Annotated in this window: 20 protein-coding genes, 3 tRNA genes and 1 pseudogene; 14 read left to right on the top strand and 10 right to left on the bottom strand. The window is 64.5% G+C overall.

From position 1 onward, the window contains the following. Both BN9444_RS03580 and BN9444_RS03585 read right to left on the bottom strand, forming a co-directional pair. Nucleotides 1–1,161: pseudogene (locus tag BN9444_RS03580) on the bottom strand (5-methyltetrahydropteroyltriglutamate--homocysteine S-methyltransferase); the annotation flags it as partial. After that, on the bottom strand, nucleotides 1,158–2,069 hold the full coding sequence (locus tag BN9444_RS03585) for a methylenetetrahydrofolate reductase (protein WP_066511179.1): 912 nt from the start codon (nucleotides 2,067–2,069) through the stop codon (nucleotides 1,158–1,160). The gene BN9444_RS03585 and the pseudogene BN9444_RS03580, both read right to left, overlap by 4 nt. A 236-nt stretch (nucleotides 2,070–2,305) precedes the next feature. Between BN9444_RS03585 and BN9444_RS03590 the strand changes: the two genes are divergently transcribed. The 7 genes from BN9444_RS03590 to BN9444_RS03620 all read left to right on the top strand — a co-directional run bounded on the left by BN9444_RS03590 (nucleotide 2,306) and on the right by BN9444_RS03620 (nucleotide 9,325). Continuing rightward, nucleotides 2,306–3,187 carry a hypothetical protein gene (locus BN9444_RS03590; protein ID WP_066511176.1) on the top strand — a complete coding sequence of 294 codons (882 nt, stop codon included), beginning with the start codon at nucleotides 2,306–2,308 and terminating at the stop codon, nucleotides 3,185–3,187. A 162-nt stretch (nucleotides 3,188–3,349) separates the two neighbouring features. Beyond that, nucleotides 3,350–3,553, top strand: coding sequence for a hypothetical protein (locus BN9444_RS03595; RefSeq protein WP_066492794.1), 204 nt, complete (start codon nucleotides 3,350–3,352; stop codon nucleotides 3,551–3,553). Between the two features lie 63 nt (nucleotides 3,554–3,616). Further along, entirely contained in the window at nucleotides 3,617–5,194 is a 1,578-nt protein-coding gene (locus BN9444_RS15395) for an ABC transporter transmembrane domain-containing protein (RefSeq protein WP_066511173.1), read from the top strand. Continuing rightward, nucleotides 5,191–6,996, top strand: coding sequence for an ABC transporter ATP-binding protein (locus BN9444_RS03605; protein WP_066511167.1), 1,806 nt, complete (start codon nucleotides 5,191–5,193; stop codon nucleotides 6,994–6,996). Before BN9444_RS15395 ends, BN9444_RS03605 begins: the two co-directional genes overlap by 4 nt. A 16-nt stretch (nucleotides 6,997–7,012) precedes the next feature. Continuing rightward, the gene (locus BN9444_RS03610) at nucleotides 7,013–7,540 is read left to right on the top strand and encodes a GNAT family N-acetyltransferase (RefSeq protein WP_068801480.1); all 528 of its coding nucleotides are present in this window, start codon (nucleotides 7,013–7,015) and stop codon (nucleotides 7,538–7,540) included. Nucleotides 7,541–7,927: 387 nt separating this feature from the next. Continuing rightward, nucleotides 7,928–8,776 (top strand): polysaccharide deacetylase family protein, encoded by an 849-nt coding sequence (locus tag BN9444_RS03615; RefSeq protein ID WP_066511165.1) that lies wholly within the window; start codon nucleotides 7,928–7,930, stop codon nucleotides 8,774–8,776. A gap of 3 nt (nucleotides 8,777–8,779) precedes the next feature. Further along, nucleotides 8,780–9,325 (top strand): DNA-3-methyladenine glycosylase, encoded by a 546-nt coding sequence (locus tag BN9444_RS03620; protein WP_066511163.1) that lies wholly within the window; start codon nucleotides 8,780–8,782, stop codon nucleotides 9,323–9,325. On the opposite strand, the gene BN9444_RS03625 is transcribed toward BN9444_RS03620, so the two are convergent. Continuing rightward, nucleotides 9,322–9,798, bottom strand: a complete 477-nt coding sequence (locus BN9444_RS03625; RefSeq protein ID WP_066492778.1) for a MarR family winged helix-turn-helix transcriptional regulator — start codon at nucleotides 9,796–9,798, stop codon at nucleotides 9,322–9,324. The two genes, BN9444_RS03620 and BN9444_RS03625, sit on opposite strands and share 4 nt — an antisense overlap. Nucleotides 9,799–9,914: 116 nt before the next feature. Between BN9444_RS03625 and BN9444_RS03630 the strand changes: the two genes are divergently transcribed. Further along, nucleotides 9,915–10,787, top strand: a complete 873-nt coding sequence (locus tag BN9444_RS03630) for a DODA-type extradiol aromatic ring-opening family dioxygenase (protein WP_068801425.1) — start codon at nucleotides 9,915–9,917, stop codon at nucleotides 10,785–10,787. Between the two features lie 166 nt (nucleotides 10,788–10,953). After that, on the top strand, nucleotides 10,954–11,754 hold the full coding sequence (locus BN9444_RS03635) for a hypothetical protein (RefSeq protein WP_066492772.1): 801 nt from the start codon (nucleotides 10,954–10,956) through the stop codon (nucleotides 11,752–11,754). 67 nt (nucleotides 11,755–11,821) lie between these two features. Here BN9444_RS03635 and BN9444_RS03640 read toward each other — a convergent pair. The 6 genes from BN9444_RS03640 to gyrA form a co-directional block, all read right to left on the bottom strand. Further along, a tRNA-Ala gene (locus BN9444_RS03640) sits at nucleotides 11,822–11,894 on the bottom strand. 57 nt (nucleotides 11,895–11,951) lie between these two features. Further along, complete coding sequence (locus tag BN9444_RS03645) at nucleotides 11,952–12,380, bottom strand: hypothetical protein (protein ID WP_068801426.1); 429 nt, start codon at nucleotides 12,378–12,380, stop codon at nucleotides 11,952–11,954. Between the two features lie 41 nt (nucleotides 12,381–12,421). Further along, nucleotides 12,422–12,494 (bottom strand) — tRNA-Ala (locus BN9444_RS03650). Nucleotides 12,495–12,501: 7 nt separating this feature from the next. Further along, nucleotides 12,502–12,578 (bottom strand) — tRNA-Ile (locus tag BN9444_RS03655). A gap of 108 nt (nucleotides 12,579–12,686) precedes the next feature. After that, on the bottom strand, nucleotides 12,687–13,025 hold the full coding sequence (locus tag BN9444_RS03660; RefSeq protein ID WP_066492763.1) for a DUF3566 domain-containing protein: 339 nt from the start codon (nucleotides 13,023–13,025) through the stop codon (nucleotides 12,687–12,689). 3 nt (nucleotides 13,026–13,028) lie between these two features. Then, a complete protein-coding gene (gene gyrA / locus BN9444_RS03665) occupies nucleotides 13,029–15,623 on the bottom strand; it encodes a DNA gyrase subunit A (protein ID WP_066512599.1) in 2,595 nt (864 codons plus the stop codon). 79 nt (nucleotides 15,624–15,702) lie between these two features. Between gyrA and BN9444_RS03670 the strand changes: the two genes are divergently transcribed. Genes BN9444_RS03670 through BN9444_RS03690 form a run of 5 tightly spaced genes read left to right on the top strand, consistent with a single transcriptional unit; the run spans nucleotide 15,703 to nucleotide 17,273 of the window. Beyond that, on the top strand, nucleotides 15,703–15,915 hold the full coding sequence (locus BN9444_RS03670) for a CopG family transcriptional regulator (protein ID WP_066512594.1): 213 nt from the start codon (nucleotides 15,703–15,705) through the stop codon (nucleotides 15,913–15,915). Next, nucleotides 15,912–16,172 carry a cell filamentation protein Fic gene (locus BN9444_RS03675; protein WP_066492754.1) on the top strand — a complete coding sequence of 87 codons (261 nt, stop codon included), beginning with the start codon at nucleotides 15,912–15,914 and terminating at the stop codon, nucleotides 16,170–16,172. The genes BN9444_RS03670 and BN9444_RS03675 overlap by 4 nt, the downstream gene beginning before the upstream one ends. 11 nt (nucleotides 16,173–16,183) lie before the next feature. Beyond that, on the top strand, nucleotides 16,184–16,564 hold the full coding sequence (locus tag BN9444_RS03680; protein ID WP_066512592.1) for a hypothetical protein: 381 nt from the start codon (nucleotides 16,184–16,186) through the stop codon (nucleotides 16,562–16,564). Between the two features lie 8 nt (nucleotides 16,565–16,572). Beyond that, nucleotides 16,573–17,010: a DUF6918 family protein gene (locus tag BN9444_RS03685; protein WP_066492751.1), complete on the top strand. Its 438-nt coding sequence runs from the start codon at nucleotides 16,573–16,575 to the stop codon at nucleotides 17,008–17,010. A 59-nt stretch (nucleotides 17,011–17,069) separates the two neighbouring features. Continuing rightward, entirely contained in the window at nucleotides 17,070–17,273 is a 204-nt protein-coding gene (locus tag BN9444_RS03690; protein WP_066512589.1) for a nitroreductase family protein, read from the top strand. Between the two features lie 130 nt (nucleotides 17,274–17,403). Here the strand turns inward: BN9444_RS03690 and gyrB are convergent, their stop codons facing one another. Continuing rightward, the gene (gene gyrB / locus BN9444_RS03695; protein WP_066512587.1) at nucleotides 17,404–19,440 is read right to left on the bottom strand and encodes a DNA topoisomerase (ATP-hydrolyzing) subunit B; all 2,037 of its coding nucleotides are present in this window, start codon (nucleotides 19,438–19,440) and stop codon (nucleotides 17,404–17,406) included. Nucleotides 19,441–19,569 lie beyond the last annotated feature (129 nt).

A 19,569-nucleotide genomic window follows, 5' to 3' on the forward strand; every position in this document is an offset into this window, starting at 1 on the left:
GTCCGCCTGGGCGTAGGCCTCCGGGGCATCGAGGGGTCCGGCGGCCAGCGCCACGACCTCGGCGACCTTCTCGTCCGCGAAGGAGAGCCACGGCGCGACGTCGACGGGCAGGTACGTTTCCGCCGCCACCGTGTGCGGAACGTGGAGCAGGCTCGTGGAAGTGGACACGGAGACCGCGTCCCCGAGCTGCTCGAGCGTGTTCCGCAGCGTGCGCAGATCCGCGGCCCACACGTTGCGGCCGTCGATGAGGCCGGCGACGAGGTGGATATCGCGGAGCGAGGCCACACGGTGCACGTAGTCCGGCTCCTGCGCGAGCGTGCCGACGGCGAGGTCGACATGGAGCGCCTCGGGGGCGGCATCGGCAAGCGCGGCGAGTCCGGCACGGGCGGCGCCGTAAGGAGTGGAGACGAGAACCTGCGGGCGCTGCTCAGCGCCGAGGATCTGGGCGTAGGCTGCAGCGATGTGCTGTGCGAGGGTCGCGTCGTCGGCGACGGCGAGGTCCGCGACAACGGCGGGTTCGGTGAGCTCAACCCACTCGACGCCGGCGTCGGCGAGGGCGGCGAGGACTGTGCGGTAGGACTCAACGAGGGCATCGAGATGCTCAAGCGGCTGGGACGTGGCACCGTCCGCCTGCTTGGACAGGGCGAGCAGCGTGACGGGGCCGACGAGGGCAGGACGGATGGTGTGACCGGCGGCGCGGGCCTCCTCGACGAGACGAAGCGTGCGCTCGGGACGCGGGATAAAGACGGCGCCGTCGGCAATCTCCGGGACGAGGTAGTGGTAGTTCGTGTCGAACCACTTGGTCATCTCGAGCGCGGGCTGGGCATCATTGCCGCGCGCGAGGGTGAATTCCTCAGCGAGGGAAACCTCTTTGTGGGTGCCAAGGACACCGACGGTGAGCGCGGTCTCGAGCACGTGGTCGTAGACGGCGCCGTCAGCGGGGATGGCGTAGTCCTCGTTCAGGCCGGCGTCGCGAAGGCGCGCATACGTATCTATACGGAGCGCGCGGCTCGCGGCCAGGAAGTCCTCTTCGCTAGCGCGGTCAGACCACAGGGCCTCGAGCGCGAACTTGAGCTCGCGCTGGGCGCCGATGCGCGGGTAGCCCTGGATGGTGGCGGAGGGGAAAGGTGCAGTAAACGGGGTGGAGTGAGGAGTGTTCATGGGTGGATTCCAATTTCTGACAAGATAGTGGTGGTGAGTTCAGCGTCGTTGTGGGTGTACATGTGCAGGCCCGGGGCACCGCCGCGGAGGAGTTCGCCGGCGAGCTGGACCGTGAGTTCGAGGCCCGCGGTGGGGTCCCCGCGCAGGCGCCGCTCGAGGCGGTCTGGCACGGGCACGCCGGAAAGCTCAGACATTCGGTGGACCCGAGCCAGGCTGGTCATGGGCATGATGCCCGGTATAAGCGGAATATGGACCCCGGCGAGCCGGGCGCGCTGCTGGAAGCGCAAGAAGTCCTCCGCGTCGAAGAAGAGCTGTGTGATGGCGAAGTCCGCGCCCAGGCGTTGCTTGGTGAGCAGGACATCGAGATCCTCATCGAGGCTGGCGGACTCCGCGTGGCCGTTCGGGTAGCACGCGACGCCCACGGCGAGCCTGCCGGCTGCAAAGCGTGCGAATTGCGCAGTCTCACGCTGGCGAATGAGGCGGACGAGGGCATCGGCATGCGGGAGATGGTCAGGCGGGAGCGCAGTTTCCCCCTCCGGCAGATCCCCGCGTAGGGCGAGGAGGCCGCGGACCCCGGAGTCGACAAGGCGGTCGATCCAGCCCTCGAGCTCGTGCGTGGGGCCAGCCGTGCAGGCCAGGTGCGCGAGCGGGCGCATATCCGTGGCGTAGCTGATGCGCTCGATAAAGGCGGCGGTGCCCTCAAGCCAGCCAGAGCGACGGGAGCTCGTCACCGCCACATAGTCCGGATCGAAGCGGGCGAGCGTATCGATGAGCCCGGCGATCTTGGCGTCATCCGCGTCGTGACGGGGCGGGATGACTTCGAAGGACAATGCGACGCGCTGGGCGGTGCGCGCGGGTCGCTGCTCCAAAAGGTCTAGCGGCGCGGAGGCCGAGAAGCGCGGAACCATAGATCATCCTTCCTGGTAGACGGGGTGTGTTGATGCAAAAACGTACCAAGCTGTTCACTTTTGGCGGAACCCTTAGATTTTTAATATCACCAATAAATAGTGCACACGCTTGTTCATTAGGTGAAAAGTGCACGAATAAAAATCGGTCTGTAGTTCGGTCCAGAACGCCCCCACCCAGAGTCCGGAAGATAAGTACGCTGGGTGAGGTAGCGAATCAAGCAAAAAAGGAGACCACCATGAACCCGACCTACATCGGACCGGCCATCAAGGCTGCACAGTCCGCATGGGCCAAGTTCGCCGAGTACCGCGAGGACAAACAACGCGAGGCCTACGACGCGCTCGCCACCGCCGCGGAGACCGCGTCGAGCTCCCTGGACGATAATTTCCCGCGTTCCCGCAAGGAGGCGGGCAGCGTCACCAAGGCGGCGCATGCTCGTCTGGAGCGCACGTTGGCGGAGCTCGCAGACCGCCGCGAAGAGGTCGCCGGGGAATTGGGCGACCGCGTCGCAGAAGCCAAGAAGGCTGGCCGCACCCAGGTCAAGGAGGCGCGCAAGGAGGCCAAGGCCGCAACCAAGCAAGCCCGCAAGGAATCCAAGCGCACCCAGAAGCAGCTGTTTAAGAAGAACAAGCAGGTCTCGAAGAAGATCGAAAAGGCCCGCGCCAAGGCACTGAAGAAGGCCCAGGCCCGCGCCGCGAAGAAGGAGAAAGGCTCGAAGTTCTGGCCCATCGCGGCCGTGCTGGCCGTGATCTCCGCTATCGCTGGCGGCGTGTACTACTGGCTGCGCAAGAACGACACCCCGGCCACCGAGCCGCCGCGCGTCGAGGAATTCGGTGCAGACAAGGTCCAGGGCTCCACACTGGTCTACACGTCTACCTCGGCAGCCGATGATCTCGCCGATACCCCGGCTGACAAGGCTGCCGTGCACAGCGATCTCGCCGAGGAAGGCGTTGTCGAGCGCGATGAGAAGCTGCTGGGCGACATCGACGAGCAGATTGCCAAGCTGCGCGAGGAGGGCTCCACTACCACGGCCGACCGCATCGAGGCTGAGGCCGAGCGCAAGGGCGTGGACGAGAAATTCGACGGCGCCAAGCACCGTCTCGACGAGGACAATAAGTAGTCCTTTACCCCCGGATGGGCGCAAAATGTGTGCATTCGGGGCCCTGCGCGGGTTGCCTTGATCACTGCGAATTGCAAGTTATCGCACCCCAATGGTTGCATAGACCCCAATCTGAGATGTGATCTTCTCACCTGGTTCTTGGCAACACTGGAGGTACCGCGCATGGCTATCGAAGCTCTGACCGTCACTTTAAAAAACGGCGACGTCTTTTACTTTGACGCGGGCGCAGTGGTCGATGACCCTGTCGCCCGCGTTGATCTCCTCCGCGACGCCATCGACTCCGGTTCCCTGTTCCGTTCCGTCGATACCCACGGCACGCAGCGCGAATTCAACGGCACAGACGTCGCGAGCTACTTCCTGTCCTAGCACCCGTAATGAGTACTTCTAGGGAGTACTCGTGAGGACGAGGACACTTTAAGATTGGGAGCCATGAGCTCTCAGCCCCGTCTCTACCCGCGTCTGAAAACGTGGGCGTGGTACGTGCCGGATGATCCGCCGCACGATGACCCCTCCCTTATCTCCACGACGCCGTGGGACGATCCCACGCGCGCGACGCGCCGCCTGCTCGTGGCGCAGCCGCGCGGCGTCATTGGCATCCTCGTCGCGATGGTCATCTCCGCGCCCATCGGCGCGCTCACCTCGCTGCTCATCGGCCAGGCCACCGAGCATGCCTTCACCGAGACCTCCTGGGGGACGCTCGGTTTTCCGGTTCTCGCCGTCATGGTGATCCTCTACGTGCAGTATCTCTCCGAGGCCTCCGCGGATGCTTTTACGGATATGTCGCAGACGCGCACCACGCACACGCTGCGCTTAGGTCTGCTCGACCGTCTTTTGGCCTCTCCCGCCGCGCTCAATCCGGGACGCCTACTCAACACGGTGGACGAAGACTCGGACTTTGTGGGCAAGCTCAAGCAGATCCTCAACTTCCCCATCATGATGGTGGGGTACCTCACCGGCGGCGTCATCGTCATCGCCCCCATCTCCTGGCAAGTGGCCATCGCCATGCCCGTGGGCGCCGTCTGCACCGCGCTGGCCTCGTGGGCGACAGCCGGCCCGCTTTCCCGCGCGGCGGCGAAGCGCCGCTCCACGCAGGCCGCCTCGCTCGCCATCGCCACGGACGTGGCGCAAGGAAACCGCGTGGTCAAAGGCCTGGGTGCGGGGCCGGTGGCGCGGGAGCGCTACGGGGCATCGGCAGCAACGGCCCTAAATGCCATGCTCGCCGAGGTCCACCTCATGGCGGTCCTGCAATTCGCACGCCAACTCGTGCCCACCTCTTTTGCCATCGGCATCCTCGTGTGGGCGGGCTGGCAGACCTTCGAGGGCGCGATTAACCCCGGCGGAATGATGACGATCACCATGCTCGTTCCACCCGCGATGACCGCCTTGGGTCATTCGCTGGGCATGCTCACCGAGGTGTGGTCGCGTGGCAAGGCGTCTGCCGTGCGCGTGGGCGCGTTGCTGGACGAGCTCGGCGAAGGCGAAGAGCTCCCAGACGCGGATCCTGGCGAGGTCACCGGTCTCGTCGTGTGGAACCCGCAGACCCCGGCCGCGCGTGCGCAGGTCGCCGCATGGACGCGGCATCTTCAGCGCCATCGCGGCGCGCTGTGCCCGCCACACCGCGTGAGCGTCCTCGAGGGCACACTGGAGGACAATATCGATCCGGAGGGCACCGCCACTGACGTCGAAGGCGCGCTCGAGGCCGCGGCGTGCTCTGATATTGTGCGCCGCCTGGGCGGCTTCGGCTCCCATGGCGAACTGCCCGCCGCCCCCATTGGCGAGGCGGGCTTGAACCTGTCTGGTGGTCAGCGCCAGCGCGTGGCCCTGGCCCGCGCGCTCGCGGCGAACCCGGATATCCTCGTGCTTGATGAGCCGACGACGGGCCTTGATTCTTTGACTCTCGCCGCCGTCGCGGAACGCACGAAGGAATTCCGGGCCGGTCGCACGACCGTCGTCATTACCTCTGCGGCCACGTGGGCCGCCAACGCGGACAAGGTGGTGACGCTATGAGAAACCGCCACGTCGACGCCCTCGCCCCCGCCACCCCGCGCGAGTCGTGGCGCCTGCTCAAGTCCCTGCCGTCCGCGCCCTCGCGCGGATGGCTGTGGCGCATTGCCCTCATCTTCGCCGCCACCATCGTCATGATGAACCTCGGCTCGCAGCTCCTCGGGCGCATCGTGGACCTCATCAATGGAATGTCGCTTCCCGTCCTCGGGTCCGGTCGTTCCGCCATGATTGCGGCTCTCGTGCTCATCGGTCTCGCGCTGCTCGCCGAGCAGCTCGGCCGCACCGTGGGCGGCTACCTCCTCCAGTCTCGCTCTCGGCGCCTGGCCACGGACCTGCGCACGGCCGCGCTCGACTCCGTCCTGCGCGCCCCCGTCCCGCGCATCATGGAGCTGGGCACCGGCAACGTCATTACCCGCCTGTCCAAGGACATCGATAACGTGGTCATGGCCGTGTCCATGATGGGCGAGCGCCTCGCCATCACGCTGTTCATCCTGCCGATTACGGCGGTGACCATGCTCTTCATCCATCCGGCCTACGCCCTGCTCTTCCTCGTGGCTGCCGCCATCATGTACCCGTTTATCAAGGGCACCATCCGCGACATCCCTGCCGTGGCCAATTACGTCTCCTCCTCCGAGGCGACCCGCAATAACATCCTGCTCGACACCATCCGCGCGCTGCCCACCCTGCGCGAATACCACCTGGGTCCCTGGGCCACGCGCCGGATGGAGCGCCAGTCCTGGGATACCGTCCAGGCCTGGGCCGATAAGGTTCCGCTCGTCAACCGGATCATCGGCCAAGGCACGCTCACCTTCGGCATTCTCCTGCTCGGTTCCCTCGTGATGTCCGTGCCCATGGTCCACTGGGACTGGATTACCCAAGGCCAGGCCGCTGCCGCGGTCCTGCTCGTCACGCGCCTGGAAATTCACGTCTTCAACATCCTGTTCTTCGCGGGCGAAATCCAGTACGCCGTCACCTCGCTCGGCCGCGCGGTCTCCCTCGCCACCCTCGCGGGCAACGAGGGCACCTCCGAGGGCCCGGTTCTCACCGCGTCCCCGGCCGTCACCATCGAGGGCCTGTCCTACTCCTACCCCGGCGGCGAGCCCGTCCTCCGCCACGTCGATCTGGAACTCGCCGCGGGCACCACGACCGCCTTGGTCGGGACTTCGGGCGCGGGCAAGTCCACGCTCGCCGCGCTCGTCGCGGGCCTGCAGTATCCCAGCGCCGGCCGCATCCGCGTGGGCGGCATCGACACCGCCACGGTGCCCAACACCTGGGTCACCCAGCACGTCGCGCTCGTCACCCAAGACGTCCACCTCTTCTCCGGCACGCTCCGCGAGGATCTCCACATGGCAGGCCCCGAGCTTTCCGATGCCGCCCTCCTTTCAGCGTTGGCCGCCGTCGGGCTTACGCCCGACACGGCCGCCTGGGAGCGCGACCTGCCGCTGGGCCTCGACACTCCCATCGGCGCCGGCAACAACGAGGTGAGCGCCGAGGTCGCCCAGCAGATCTCGCTCGCCCGTATGGTCCTGCGCCAACCGCCGGTCCTCATCATGGACGAAGCGACCTCCGAGGCTGGTTCTGAGCACGCCGCCGTCCTCGAGTCCGCCGCCCGCACCGTCGCCGAGGGCCGCACGACCTTGGTCGTCGCCCACCGCCTCGACCAGGCCCGCGAGGCCGACCGGATCATCGTCATGGAGCAAGGAGAAATCGTCGAGGACGGCAACCACGCCTCGCTCATGGAACTGGGCGGCCGCTACGCCCGCGCCTACCGCCAGTGGGAAGGCTCCTCAACAGAAAGCTCCTAGACTGGGTGGCATGACTATGTCGACCGAACATTCTGACAATAATCCCAACGACCTCCCAGACAATCGTCTTGAGCTCCGCCCGACTACGGAAGCGGACCGCACCTACATCGCACGACTCAACTTCCTCACGGACACCTTCGGCGATGAGCACGGCACCGTGCCCGCCGAGTTCGATGAGGACTTCACCTTCTACGTTGATGACTGGCAGCCAGAGCGCGGCGGCTTCATCGCCTGGCGCGGCAACATTCCCGCCGGCGGCGTCTGGCTCAACTGGGGCACGGACGAGCGCCACGGCTATGGCCACGCCGAGCCCGGCATACCGGAGATCGCGCTCGCCGTCGAAGGCCGCTACAAGAGTCAGGGCATTGGCACCGCACTCCTCCATGCCGCTACGGAGCTCGCCCGTGAGCTCGGTGCCCCCGGCATCTCACTGTCCGTGAAAGACACGAACACCCGCGCTGCGCGTCTCTACCGCCACGTCGGCTTCACGGACATCCCCGCCTCAGACGCGCACGGCTATTCCATCCTTATCAAGCGTTTCTAGCTTGTAGAGGAACGCCTCCACGAGGATTCCTGCGCCCAGAACCACCGTGAGCCCCGACCGATTCGGTCGGGGCTCACGGTGACTCTTTCTCTCAAAGGTGTCCCATAAGCGGTGTCTCACGCCGCTACCCCGGGACCCGGGGCTCTCTCTATCTCTCTCAAGGTATGCGCCCTCTCACAAACGCATGAACTCATTATGGAGGGCGTGGCTGACGAGAGCCGCACACACGGCTGCGTGGTTTCTGGGAGTTGCTGCCAGTTTTCCTGGCACAGGATCTTCGTCACTTCTGCCCCACTAGTTAACTCCTTTACCGTGTCGCTGCGGAAATGCGCCGATTTAAATGGCAGACTGTAGCTTTCCTGCAGTCGTTTTCATAAAGGTGTTGCCGTGTCTCGTCGTCTTCCTGCTGTTCTTCTCGCGCTTGTTCTCGCTGCCGCGCCGTCTGCACAGGCGGATCCGCTACAGGACTTCGCGCAGATGAGTTCGCAGGCGCAAGGCTCATGGGACAAGGCAGTGCGCGACGCTGAGATTGCTGCCTATAACGCCCTGCCGAGTGAAGCACGTGCCTACGTGCCGGATCCACGACCGAAGGCTCCGGCAACGGACAAGGCCCAGAAGAAGCACAAGAGCGCTCGCCCCGCGTGCCCCAACTGTGTGGCACTCACCTTCGATGATGGCCCCGCGGCCAGCACAACCCAGTTGCTCGACATCCTGGACCGCCACGACGTCACTGCCAGCTTCTTCGTCCTTGCGCCCAACGCGAGTGCGCACCCGGAACTGCTGCGCCGCATGGAGGCCGCAGGCCACACAATCGGCAACCACACGGCGAGCCACAAGGAACTCAACAAGATGGATAAGGCCAGCGTGGACCGGGAAATCGCGGCGGGCAACGCCGCGATCAACGCCGCCGTCGGCCATGGCAGCCGCTGGGTGCGCCCGCCGTACGGCGCCACGAATGCCACCGTCGCGCAGTCCACGCGTGAAGCCGGCGCCGCCCAGGTCCTATGGAGCGTCGATACCCTCGACTGGAAGACGAAGAGCCCGCAGCAGACGTGCCAGACCGCAGTCAACGAGGCGCAGGCAGGCAGCATCGTTCTCATGCACGATATTCACCCGACCACGGTCGCGGCGGTCGACTGCGTCATCGACGGCCTCGAGGCCAAGGGGCTCACACCGGTGAGCCTTGACGAGATGATTCCCAACCCACAGCCGGGCCGGACGTATACTCAGCGCTAAACCATGATTGATTTCAGCCAGCCCGCAGACGTCGTCGCACCGCAGCTCCTCGGCGCGGTGGTGCACTTTCATGATGTCGCGGTGCGGCTCACAGAGGTCGAGGCCTACCTCGGCGAACACGACGAGGCAGCCCACACCTTCAATGGGATGACCCCGCGCAACGCCACAATGTTTGGCCCGCCCGGGCGGCTCTACGTCTATGCGTCCTACGGCATCCATCGCAATGGCAACCTCGTGTGTGCGCCCGAAGGCACTGGCCAGGGCGTCTTGCTGCGGGGCGGCGAGATTATTGGGGGCATCGAGATCGCCCGCGCCCGGCGCGGAGAGACCCCGGACGTCAATCTGGCGCGCGGCCCGGGAAACCTAGGAAAGGCGCTGGGGCTCACGCTCGAAGATAACGGCGCGCAGCCGGTTATCGAGGAGCCGCAAGAGCCCGTCGAGTGGGTGCGTGGCCCGCGCATTGGCATCTCGAAAAACGCGGACGCCCCGCTGCGTTTTTGGATTCCGTTCGATAAAACGGTCTCACGCAAGCGGGGACTGCCCAGCTAGCAGCAGTCTTCTTCCTCGATGCCGATGGCGATGCGGTGCATGGCCTGCCCAAGCTGGCGCACCTGTGCGCGCGTGAGACGATCAATGACAATGCGGCGCGCGGCCTCGACGTGGCCCGGCGCAGTGGCAACGACGGTATCCCAGCCAGCCTCGGTGAGGATGGCAACGGTAAAGCGGCCGTCGGAGGGATCGGGCTCGCGGCGAACCCAGCCGTTCTTCTCCAGGCGGGTAACGACCTGGCTCAGACGCGAGAGCGAACCGCCCGTGATGTGCCCCAACGCGCTCATGCGCATGGTGTGCTCCGGTGCCTCAGACAGGCGCGACATGACGGTGTAGTCATAAAAGCTCATGCCTGCGTCCTTGCGCAGCTGACGGTCGAGCTTGTTAATGAGCTGGAGGTTTACATACATTAACGAGGAAAAAGCATCGAGCTCTTCCTCGTCCAACCAGCGGGGTTCCGACGGTTCATTCATGGACTCAGATTAACACACCCTAAACCTCATTCTTGCATGACAAGGGGTTGGAATAACTTTAACCTTGAAGCGTTGCATGATACGTTAAAGCTTGAAGTTAAACGAAGGAGAACGGCATGACCACCATCGCCGAAGCAATGAACCCTGCCCGCCCCGCTGGCGGCCTCTACGATCTGCGCGAGCGCACTATCCCCCTGGCGGGCCTGCGCCGCGAATGGGAGCTTTCCGATGGCCCCCTCCCCTCCCTGTTCATCAGCCACGGCGCTCCGCCGGCGCTGGGCGACCATGAGTGGATGAATGCGCTCTACGACTGGGCGCAGACCTTCCCCAAGCCGCGCGCCATCGTTGTGGTCTCCGCACACTGGGAAAATGCTCCGGCCGCGCTGAGCGCCTCTACTGCTGGCACGCCGCTCTACTACGACTTCTCCGGCTTCGACCCGGAGTACTACACGCTCAAGTACGAGACCCCGGACGCGACGGATCTCGCCCACCGCGTCGCAGGCATGCTCGGCTACCAGCCGGTCTACCAGTTCTCGAACCGCGGTCTTGACCACGGCGCGTTCATCCCGGTCATGGCCATGTACCCGGCTGGCGACGTCCCGGTGCTCCAGGTTTCCATGCCGAGCCTCAACCCGGGCGATCTTCTCGATCTGGGCGAGAAGCTCCGCCAGCTGCGCCACGAGGGTGTCCTCGTCATCGGCTCCGGCTACATGACGCACTCCTTCGAGGTCTTCCGCAACCCAAACCGCGTTATGGGCTACCTCGATGCCTTCGACGAATGGGCCGCCGAACACATCCACGCCGGCGATGTCGATGCCCTCATGGACTACATGAATAAAGCCCCGGCCGCCCGCATCGCGCACCCGACCGCGGACCATTACGTCTCACTGCTGCTCGCCATGGGCGCCGCCGATGACCCCCGTACCGCGCGCACCGTCTTCGAGCGCCTCGGCCTGGGCAACCACATCCGTTCGGTAGAGATACGCTAGGGCCCTCCTCCGGAATTTTTCGCCGACGAAGCCTTCAGATCTGCATGGATCTGGAGGCTTCGTCGGCAAAACGCCCGTGCGCTCCACCTCCTTGCCGTCGGACCAGCCCGGTGGTAAAAACGGCAGAAGCCGACAGCACCGTCGGCGTTGCCCCGGGGAGGACACCATGGACTTCATCACGCACGGCCCACGTGCCACCTTCACTATGGACTGCGACGGCTACGTCACCGCTCAGCACACGACGCAGATCGCAGCGCTGCACGACATCTGCGCACACTATCTGCCTGAGCTCTTCATGGACTCACCCGCCTGGAAGGAAATCCGCAGCTTCCTGAGCCAACCGCTCGAGGGCTGGTGGTACGTCTTCGGCCACAGCGTCGTCGTGCCCGTCGCCACCGAGGACGAGCGAACGACATTCTGGGTACCGGGCTCCGAGAACACGGTCTCCGCGGCCTCAGACCTTCTCCGCGGGCCGCTGCCCGCTGAGCCGGCGTGGTCCGGCGAGCGGCTCTTCGAGTCGCCGCTCGAGCTGCCTGCAGCCCCTGACCTCGACGCCCTGCTCGCGGCAGCGTACGGCTACCCCATCGTCTTGCGCCCCGGGCACTGGTACACCGACGGCACGCGCCCGCTATGCTACATCGACAACGCGGCCGGCTTCTGGTCGCCCACCACCAAGGAGCCGCTGGTCGCTGCTGGTATCGCCTCCCTCGCTCCGCTCGACGTTCCGCCGGTGCGTGAGCCCGACGACTTCCTTGAGGGGCTCTCCGCTGATCCCGCCGACCACATCCCCGGCTCATGGTGCATCGCGGAGGGCGTCTCTGACGCGAACTTCGTCTTCCTCCATCGCGCCGATGATTCCGGCATCACTGTCGTCGACATCCGCCCGCACGCTGCGGGACCACGCGTCCACACCCTCAACGCTGGACGCGTGACGGTGAGCACGACAGACCGCGTCGATATCCCGTAGAGGCCGGCTTTGAGCGCATACGCACAAATCCTCTCCGCAGCAAGGTGCGGAGAGGATTTTCCAGTTGTGGAGCATAGGGGAATCGAACCCCTGACCTTTGCATTGCGAACGCAACGCTCTACCAACTGAGCTAATGCCCCAGTACCTGAAAACGGTACTCCTGCTCACTTGGATTTCAAAACTGCGACAATATGGCGTTAGTCGCGGGTCAGAATGTAGAGGAAGGCGGGGTGGCGCTCATACATGTCAAGCACATTGTTGATGATCTGGTTCTGCGAGTGGCCGTACACGTCGAAGCCCAGCGAGCCGGTGAGGCCGTAGACCTCGAGGCGATAGTAGAGGTCGGACGAGGGGGCATCGGAAGCCTCGTCGAAGTCAGAGCGCTCAGCGGCGACGGGGAAGAGCTGGAAGCGGAAGTTGCGCTCGTGCTCGAGGTCGGCCTGGCGGTCGAGCTGGGGGCAGGTCGAGCTCAGGGAGCTCGCTGGTGGGCAGGAGGACCTCGTAGCCGCGGGCGCGCATCTGCATGGCGACCTTGTGGAGGGCCACGGTGGCGGTTCCGCGCAGGTAGGTGTCCATCTCCGCCGTCGTGGGGAAGGCGTTGACGCGGTCGAGGCGGCGCCCCGCACACCACAAAGACCCGGCACCTTGCGGTGCCGGGTCTTATCTGTGGAGCATAGGAGAATCGAACTCCTGACCTTCTGCTTGCAAAGCAGATGCTCTACCAATTGAGCTAATGCCCCGTGTTCCTGGTGGGCCTAGCAAGAATCGAACTTGCGACCTCATCGTTATCAGCGATGCGCTCTAACCGACTGAGCTATAGGCCCTCATTGCGGAACGAGATGTAACTTTACATAGTGACCACGCAAATACACAAATCGCCTGGTTAAGACATAAAAAGCGCCGACCCAAAAGGCCGGCGCACATGCAACGGATTAGTAGTCCGTCAGCCGCAGAACGAAGCCGCCAAAGAGGTCGACGACCGCGTTGTATATCACGGCCAGCAACGGCGCGAGGATGGTCATGAGTACCGCCATGATCGCCCCGAAGAGCGCGCCGATGGACAGGACCATGCCAAAGGTGATGGTGATGCCACCACCCACGTCGCCGATGAGGCTATTGAGTGAGTCCCACACGCCAGCCATGTCCATGCCGAACCACACGAGGCACAGCGCGAGCAGCCAGGCCACCAGCCCGATGAGCGAGAAGGCCAGGCCGACGCGGAACGCAGAGAGCGGTGCGATGCGCTTGAGCGTTACGTCTCGTCGTGCCATGAATTACTCCTCGGTATTGGTGTCAGCGTCGGAATCAGCGTCGGCGCCAGAGTCCGCAGCCGGGGCACCCGGGAGGTGCTCCTGCTGGACGTCCTCGACGGTCTTCTCACCCTTGGCGACGGCCTCCGCGTTTTCCTCGCCATCATCCTCGACGTTGCGGTCGATGGCAAGCAGCTCGACGCCCTCGGCGAGGTCGACGAGGCGCACTCCCATGGTCGCGCGCGAGGACGGGCGAATCTGGCCGACCTCGGTGCGCACGACGCCGCCGGCAGAAGTGATGGCGAAGATCTCGTCATCTTCCTCGACGGCGATGGCGGAGATGAGCTTGCCACGCTTCGGGGTGTACTTGAAGGTCATGACACCAAGGCCGCCGCGGCCTTGCTGCGTGTATTCCTCGATGGCGGTGCGCTTGCCGTAGCCGCCGGAGGTAGCCACGAGCAGGAACTGGCCGTCGTTGACGACGGACATGCTCAGCAGCTGGTCGTCGCCGCGGAAGCGCATGCCCTTCACACCGGCGGTCGCGCGGCCCATCGGGCGGAGCTGATCATCATCTGCGGTGAAGCGAATGGCCTGGCCCTGTTCAGAAGTGAGCAGGATGTCGTCGCCCTCGGAGACGAGGGAGGCACCGATGAGCGCGTCGCCCTCGTTCAAGTTGATGGCGATGAGGCCAGCGGAGCGCGCGGACTCGTAGTCGGTGAGGCGCGACTTCTTCACGCGGCCCTGCTGCGTAGCGAGGACCAGGTAAGGAGCGTCCTCGTAGGACTGAATCTGGATGACCTGGGCGATCTTCTCTTCCGGCTGGAACTCCAGCAGGTTAGCCACGTGCTGGCCGCGGGCGGCGCGACCTGCCTCGGGCAGCTCGTAGGCCTTGAGGCGGTAGACGCGGCCGAAGTTGGTGAAGAAGAGAATCCAGTCGTGCGTGGAGCAGACGAAGAAGTTCTTCACGATGTCGTCCTGCTTGAGCTCCGCGCCGCGCACGCCCTTGCCGCCGCGCTTCTGCGACTTGTACGAGTCGACCTTCGTGCGCTTGGCGTAGCCGGTAGACGTGATGGTGACAACGACGTTCTCGCGGGCGATGAGATCCTCGTCCGTGACGTCGCCGGTGGCGGCCACGATGCGGGTGCGGCGCTCGTCGCCGTACTTCTCGACGATCTCGACGAGCTCGTCGTGGACGATCTGACGCTGTCGCTCCTCGCGGGCCAGGATATCCTTCAGATCCGCGATCTCACGCTCGATCTCCGCCAACTCGTCGATGATCTTCTGGCGCTCCAGGGCGGCCAGGCGGCGCAGCTGCATGGCGAGGATGGCGTCTGCCTGGACGTCGTCGACGTCGAGGAGCTGCATCAAGCCGATACGCGCCTCGTCCACGGTGGGCGAACGGCGAATAAGGGCGATGACCTCGTCGAGCATGTCGAGGGCCTTGACCAGACCACGCAGGATGTGGGCGCGCTTCTCGGCCTCATCCAGGCGGAACTGGGTACGGCGCACGATGACCTCGATCTGGTGCGCCACGTAGTAGCGCAGCATCTGGTCGAGACGCAGGGTGCGCGGCACGCCGTCCACGATGGAGAGCATGTTCGCGCCGAAGGAGGTCTGCAGCTGCGAGTGCTTGTACAGGTTGTTGAGCACCACGCGGGCCACGGCGTCGCGCTTCAAGGTGACAACAATGCGCATGCCCACGCGGTCCGAGGATTCGTCTTCAATCTTGGAGATGCCCGCGATCTTGCCATTAGCCACGGACTCCGCGATATTGGCCACCATGTTGTCCGGGTTGACCTGGAACGGCAGCTCGGTAATGACGATGGTCTGGCGGTTGCCCGCCTCCTCAATGGAGGTCACGCCGCGCATGCGGATGGAACCACGGCCGGTCGTGTACGCATCCTTGATGCCCTGGTCGCCCACGATGAGGCCGGCCGTCGGGAAGTCCGGGCCCTTCACGCGCTCCATGCACGCTGCGAGCGCTTCTTCCTCGGACGCATTCGGGTTGTCAAGCAGCCAGTAGATGGCCTCGGCCAGTTCGTTCAGGTTGTGCGGCGGGATGTTCGTCGCCATACCCACGGCAATGCCGTTCGAACCGTTCATGAGCAGGTTCGGCACGCGGGACGGCAGGATGTCCGGCTCCTGGGTCTTGCCGTCGTAGTTCGGGGAGAAGTCCACGGTGTTTTCGCGAATATCGCGAACCATCTCCATGGCCAGCGGCGTCATGCGGCACTCGGTGTAACGCATAGCAGCCGGGCCGTCGTTACCGCGGGAACCGAAGTTTCCCTGGCCGTCGACCAGCGGGTAGCGCATGTTCCACGACTGCGCCAGGCGGACCAGCGTGTCGTAGATGGCGGAGTCGCCGTGCGGGTGGAACTGACCCATGGTGTCCGAAACCGGGCGTGCGGACTTCACGTAGCCGCGCTCCGGGCGGTAGCCGGAGTCGTACATCGCGTAGAGAATGCGGCGGTGCACCGGCTTCAGGCCGTCACGCACCTCAGGCAACGCGCGGCCGACGATGACGGACATGGCGTAGTCGATGTAGCTCGACTCCATCTCCTCGTTGATATCAATGGGGTGAATGCGATCAAAAAGATCGCCGTTGTTGTCATCACTCATAACCGCTGATTCTACCCTCTACAGCCCGCAGAAGCCTCGAACCGCACCCGAACGGTATCACAGTGATACCATCTCCATCATGGCCATGACCCTTCGCCTCACCCCCGACCAAGACCACGCGCTCACCCTGCTCGCCTCCGCGCAGGGCACGAGCAAGCACGAGGCCGCCGTGCGTGCCATCGTCACCGCCGCGGCCCGCACGCTTTCCGATGCCGCCGTCCAAGCCACCGCCCGCGAGCTCCTGCCCGGACGCGCCGCCCTGGAGGCCGAAATCCGCAGGTCACGCACATGAGTCCCGAGCAAATCCTCCTCATCGCACGGGAGTTCTGCGCGCGTTACGGCACAACGGTGACGGACTTTGCGGCGCTGGTGGCGGGGGCATCGGCAAGCGCGGCGAAGGTAGAAGGAATCCCCGTCCACGCCGACGCGCGGCAGGCGGCCGCGGCCCTGCGGCGCGTGCTCATCGCGGTCCCGGCACTGGGGGCCTACAACAAAGAATTCGCCGATTATTGCGCCCAGGTATTCCTCCGTGTCGCCGCAACCAGGTAAGTTAGACGTTTATGAAGTTCAAGAATCTCGCTGCTGCCGCGCTCACCGTCACCGTACTGGGCGCTGCCGTCCCTGCTGCCTCCGCTGACACCGCCCAAGACCTCATCAACAACAACCAGGGCGAAGGCTTCCAGCCGGGCAAGGACGGCGACTCGTTCACCGGTTCCTCGCTCACGGACGTCGCCTCCATTGCCGTGCCGTCCTTCCTCGGCGTCAAGCTCATCGCGGATAACACGCCGCTCAAGGAGCCGATCAACGCATTCGCACAGCAAGTGGGCCTGGGCGGTTCCTCCACGGGCATTTCCTTCGACCTCGAGCAGCTCGCTCGCAACGCTGGCCAGCCGCAGATCGCCGACCAGATTGCCGCCTTCAAGGCCGGCTCGTCCCGCTAGGAGTACGCATGTCTCACCTTTCCCAGCTTCTCGACGGCGCGACGCGTCAGGCCGTCATCAACGACGTCGCCCAGCTCATCGACACCGTCGTCGCTGAGCAGTCCGGTATCACCGGCATGGCAATCAAGGGCGCGGTCTCCGCAGCAAAGAAGACGGATGCCAACGTCCTGTCCAAGGTCGTCGCGCAGGTCCTCCCGGATGTCCTCGGCGAGCTCGAGCCCACGTGGCAGGAGTTCGAGGCCTCCGGTCAGTCTGACTTCGCTGCGTTTGTGGAGCCGCGCTCCGAGCAGATCGCGGGCTCCATCATGAACATCGCGGACAACAAGTCCCAGCAGGTCAACAACGGCGCGTTCCTCAAGGCGTACAACGCGCTGCGCGGCAAGGCCGTGAAGATTGTGACCCCGCACGTGCCGGCGCTCGCCCGCACGCTCGCAGCGCACATGTAACTTCACTGCGTTGTCTGCCCCGTCTTCGGACGGGGCTTTTCGCGTGTAAGGTAGCGCGCATGCTTTCTGAAGAAAACAATTCCTTCTCCGGTGTCGGTTCCTTTTCCGGGTTCGTGCGTGCCCGCCACTCCCCGCGCGCCTACCTGCCAGACGTCGTCCCCACCGAGGTCATCCGCGAGGTCCTCCTCGACGCACAATCGGCGCCGTCGAACTCCAATACACAGCCGTGGAACGTCCACGGCATCGAGGGCCTCGAGCTCTAACGCTCCTCCGCCGGATTTCAGAACGACGAAGCTCGCAGATCCGCGAGTTTTTCGCCGCTGTGTGTTCTGAAATCCGCGCCCACAACGACGAAAGCCTCCGGACCACATCCGGAGGCTTTGTCATGCGTGCTTAGACGTCGAGGAAGCGAACGTCCTTCGCGCGGCGGGTAATGAAGGAACGGCGAGCCGAGACATCGTCACCCATGAGGATGGAGAAGAGCTCGTCGGCGCGCTGCGCGTCTTCAAGGTCGACGCGGCGCAGGATACGGGTGGACGGGTCGAGCGTGGTCTCCCACAGCTCGGACGCATTCATCTCGCCCAGACCCTTGTAGCGCTGGATGCCGTCGTCCTTGTTGATCTTGCGGTTGTTCTCCAAGCCCTCGGCGAGCAGCCTGTCGCGCTCGTCGTCAGAGAAGGCGTAGCCGGGCTCGCCCTTGCCCCACTTGAGCTTGTACAGCGGCGGATTCGCCAGGTAGACGTGGCCGTCCTCGACGAGCTGCGGCATGAAGCGGAAGAGCAGTGTGAGCAGCAGGGTCGCGATGTGCTGGCCGTCGACATCGGCATCGGCCATGAGCACGATCTTGTCGTAGCGCAGCTTGGAGATGTCGAACTCCTCGTGGATACCGGTGCCCAGAGCCGTGATGATGGCCTGAACCTCGGCGTTCTTGAGGACCTTGTCCATGCGGGCCTTCTCCACGTTGAGGATCTTGCCGCGCAGCGGCAGGATAGCCTGGAACATAGAGTCGCGGCCGGCCTTGGCGGAACCACCTGCGGAGTCGCCCTCCACGATGTAGAGCTCGGAAATCTTCGGGTCCTTGGAGCGGCAATCCGCGAGCTTGCCGGGCAGGCCGCCCAGGTCGCCGGCGGACTTGCGGCGCACGAGTTCGCGCGCCTTGCGAGCCGCAGCGCGAGCGTGTGCGGAGGACACAGCCTTGTTGATAATGACCTTGGCCTCGGCCGGGTTGGCGTCGAACCAGTCATTGAGGTGCTCGTTGACGGAGCGCTGGACAAAGCCCTTGATCTCAGAGTTGCCGAGCTTGGTCTTGGTCTGCCCCTCGAACTGGGGGTCACCGACCTTGACGGAAATGACGGCGGCAAGGCCCTCGCGGCAGTCATCGCCCGAGAGGTTGCCATCCTTTTCCTTGATGAGCTTGTGCTCCTTCGCGTAGCGGTTCATCAGGGAGGTGAGCGCCGCGCGGAAGCCCTCTTCGTGCGTGCCGCCCTCGTGCGTATTGATGGTGTTGGCGAAGGTGTGGACGGACTCCTTGAAGCCCTGGTTCCACTGGAGAGCGACCTCGACCTCGTGGTCCTCGCCCTTCACGTCGAAGGCGACGATGGTCGGGTGAATGGCCGTCTTGTTCTTGTTCAGGAACTCGACGTAGTTGAGGAGGCCCTGCGGGTAGTGGTAGGTGACTTCCTTATTCTTCTTCGCCTTCGACTCTTCCTCAGCGGTGGCCGACTCTTCCGCGTCGAGAGCATCGAGGCTCACGGGGGCATCACCAGCGTCGGCGATGGCCTCGAGCTCGGCCTGCTCGGCCGACATGGTGCGGTGGTCGCGCAGGACGATGGTGAGGCCCTTGTTGAGGAAGGCCATCTCCTGGAGACGGCGAGCGATGGTGTCCCAGTTGAACTCCGTGGTCTCGAAGATCTCGGCGTCCGGCCAGAAACGGATGGTGGTACCGGTGCCACGGGCGTTACCGCCCTCTTCGAGTGGTGCAGGGATGGCATTCTCGAACTTCTGGTACCAGTGCTTGCCGTCGCGTTTGATCTCGGCTTCGACGCGGGTGGACAGGGCGTTGACGACAGAAATACCGACGCCGTGGAGGCCGCCGGAAACGGCGTAGGACTCAGAGTCGAACTTGCCACCGGCGTGCAGCTGGGTCATAACAACCTGGACGGTCGGAGCGCCGGAGGCGTGCATCTCGACCGGGATGCCGCGGCCGTCATCGATGACCTCGACTCCGCCGTCATCGAGCAGGGTGACGGTGACCTTGGTGGCGTAGCCTGCCATGGCCTCGTCAACGGAGTTGTCGACGACCTCCCAGATGAGGTGGTGCAGGCCGCGTACACCAGTGGAGCCGATGTACATGCCGGGGCGCTTACGGACGGCCTCGAGGCCCTCAAGGATCGTAATTGACCCGGCGTCATATGCGTGTTCTTCAGCCACGGAAACGTGTACTCCTTTTGGCTAGCAATAAATTTTAGACCCTGACTATCTTACACCGTGTCCCCCTACTGAGAGGCACCCGAAACCCGTCAGACACCCAAATTTGGCGCTTTTTGAGGGTGTGACAGA

Source organism: Corynebacterium phoceense, assembly GCF_900092335.1.
GTDB classification, from domain to species: Bacteria; Actinomycetota; Actinomycetes; order Mycobacteriales; family Mycobacteriaceae; genus Corynebacterium; species Corynebacterium phoceense.

Excerpts from the sequence above, each read along its gene's own strand:
- BN9444_RS03585 (WP_066511179.1), bottom strand. The coding sequence starts at position 2,069 with ATGGTTCCGCGCTTCTCGGCCTCCGCGCCGCTAGACCTTTTGGAGCAG.
- BN9444_RS03590 (WP_066511176.1), top strand. The coding sequence starts at position 2,306 with ATGAACCCGACCTACATCGGACCGGCCATCAAGGCTGCACAGTCCGCA.
- BN9444_RS03595 (WP_066492794.1), top strand. The coding sequence starts at position 3,350 with ATGGCTATCGAAGCTCTGACCGTCACTTTAAAAAACGGCGACGTCTTT.
- BN9444_RS15395 (WP_066511173.1), top strand. The coding sequence starts at position 3,617 with ATGAGCTCTCAGCCCCGTCTCTACCCGCGTCTGAAAACGTGGGCGTGG.
- BN9444_RS03605 (WP_066511167.1), top strand. The coding sequence starts at position 5,191 with ATGAGAAACCGCCACGTCGACGCCCTCGCCCCCGCCACCCCGCGCGAG.
- BN9444_RS03610 (WP_068801480.1), top strand. The coding sequence starts at position 7,013 with ATGTCGACCGAACATTCTGACAATAATCCCAACGACCTCCCAGACAAT.
- BN9444_RS03620 (WP_066511163.1), top strand. The coding sequence starts at position 8,780 with ATGATTGATTTCAGCCAGCCCGCAGACGTCGTCGCACCGCAGCTCCTC.
- BN9444_RS03625 (WP_066492778.1), bottom strand. The coding sequence starts at position 9,798 with ATGAATGAACCGTCGGAACCCCGCTGGTTGGACGAGGAAGAGCTCGAT.
- BN9444_RS03630 (WP_068801425.1), top strand. The coding sequence starts at position 9,915 with ATGACCACCATCGCCGAAGCAATGAACCCTGCCCGCCCCGCTGGCGGC.
- BN9444_RS03635 (WP_066492772.1), top strand. The coding sequence starts at position 10,954 with ATGGACTTCATCACGCACGGCCCACGTGCCACCTTCACTATGGACTGC.
- BN9444_RS03660 (WP_066492763.1), bottom strand. The coding sequence starts at position 13,025 with ATGGCACGACGAGACGTAACGCTCAAGCGCATCGCACCGCTCTCTGCG.
- gyrA (WP_066512599.1), bottom strand. The coding sequence starts at position 15,623 with ATGAGTGATGACAACAACGGCGATCTTTTTGATCGCATTCACCCCATT.
- BN9444_RS03670 (WP_066512594.1), top strand. The coding sequence starts at position 15,703 with ATGGCCATGACCCTTCGCCTCACCCCCGACCAAGACCACGCGCTCACC.
- BN9444_RS03675 (WP_066492754.1), top strand. The coding sequence starts at position 15,912 with ATGAGTCCCGAGCAAATCCTCCTCATCGCACGGGAGTTCTGCGCGCGT.
- BN9444_RS03680 (WP_066512592.1), top strand. The coding sequence starts at position 16,184 with ATGAAGTTCAAGAATCTCGCTGCTGCCGCGCTCACCGTCACCGTACTG.
- BN9444_RS03685 (WP_066492751.1), top strand. The coding sequence starts at position 16,573 with ATGTCTCACCTTTCCCAGCTTCTCGACGGCGCGACGCGTCAGGCCGTC.
- BN9444_RS03690 (WP_066512589.1), top strand. The coding sequence starts at position 17,070 with ATGCTTTCTGAAGAAAACAATTCCTTCTCCGGTGTCGGTTCCTTTTCC.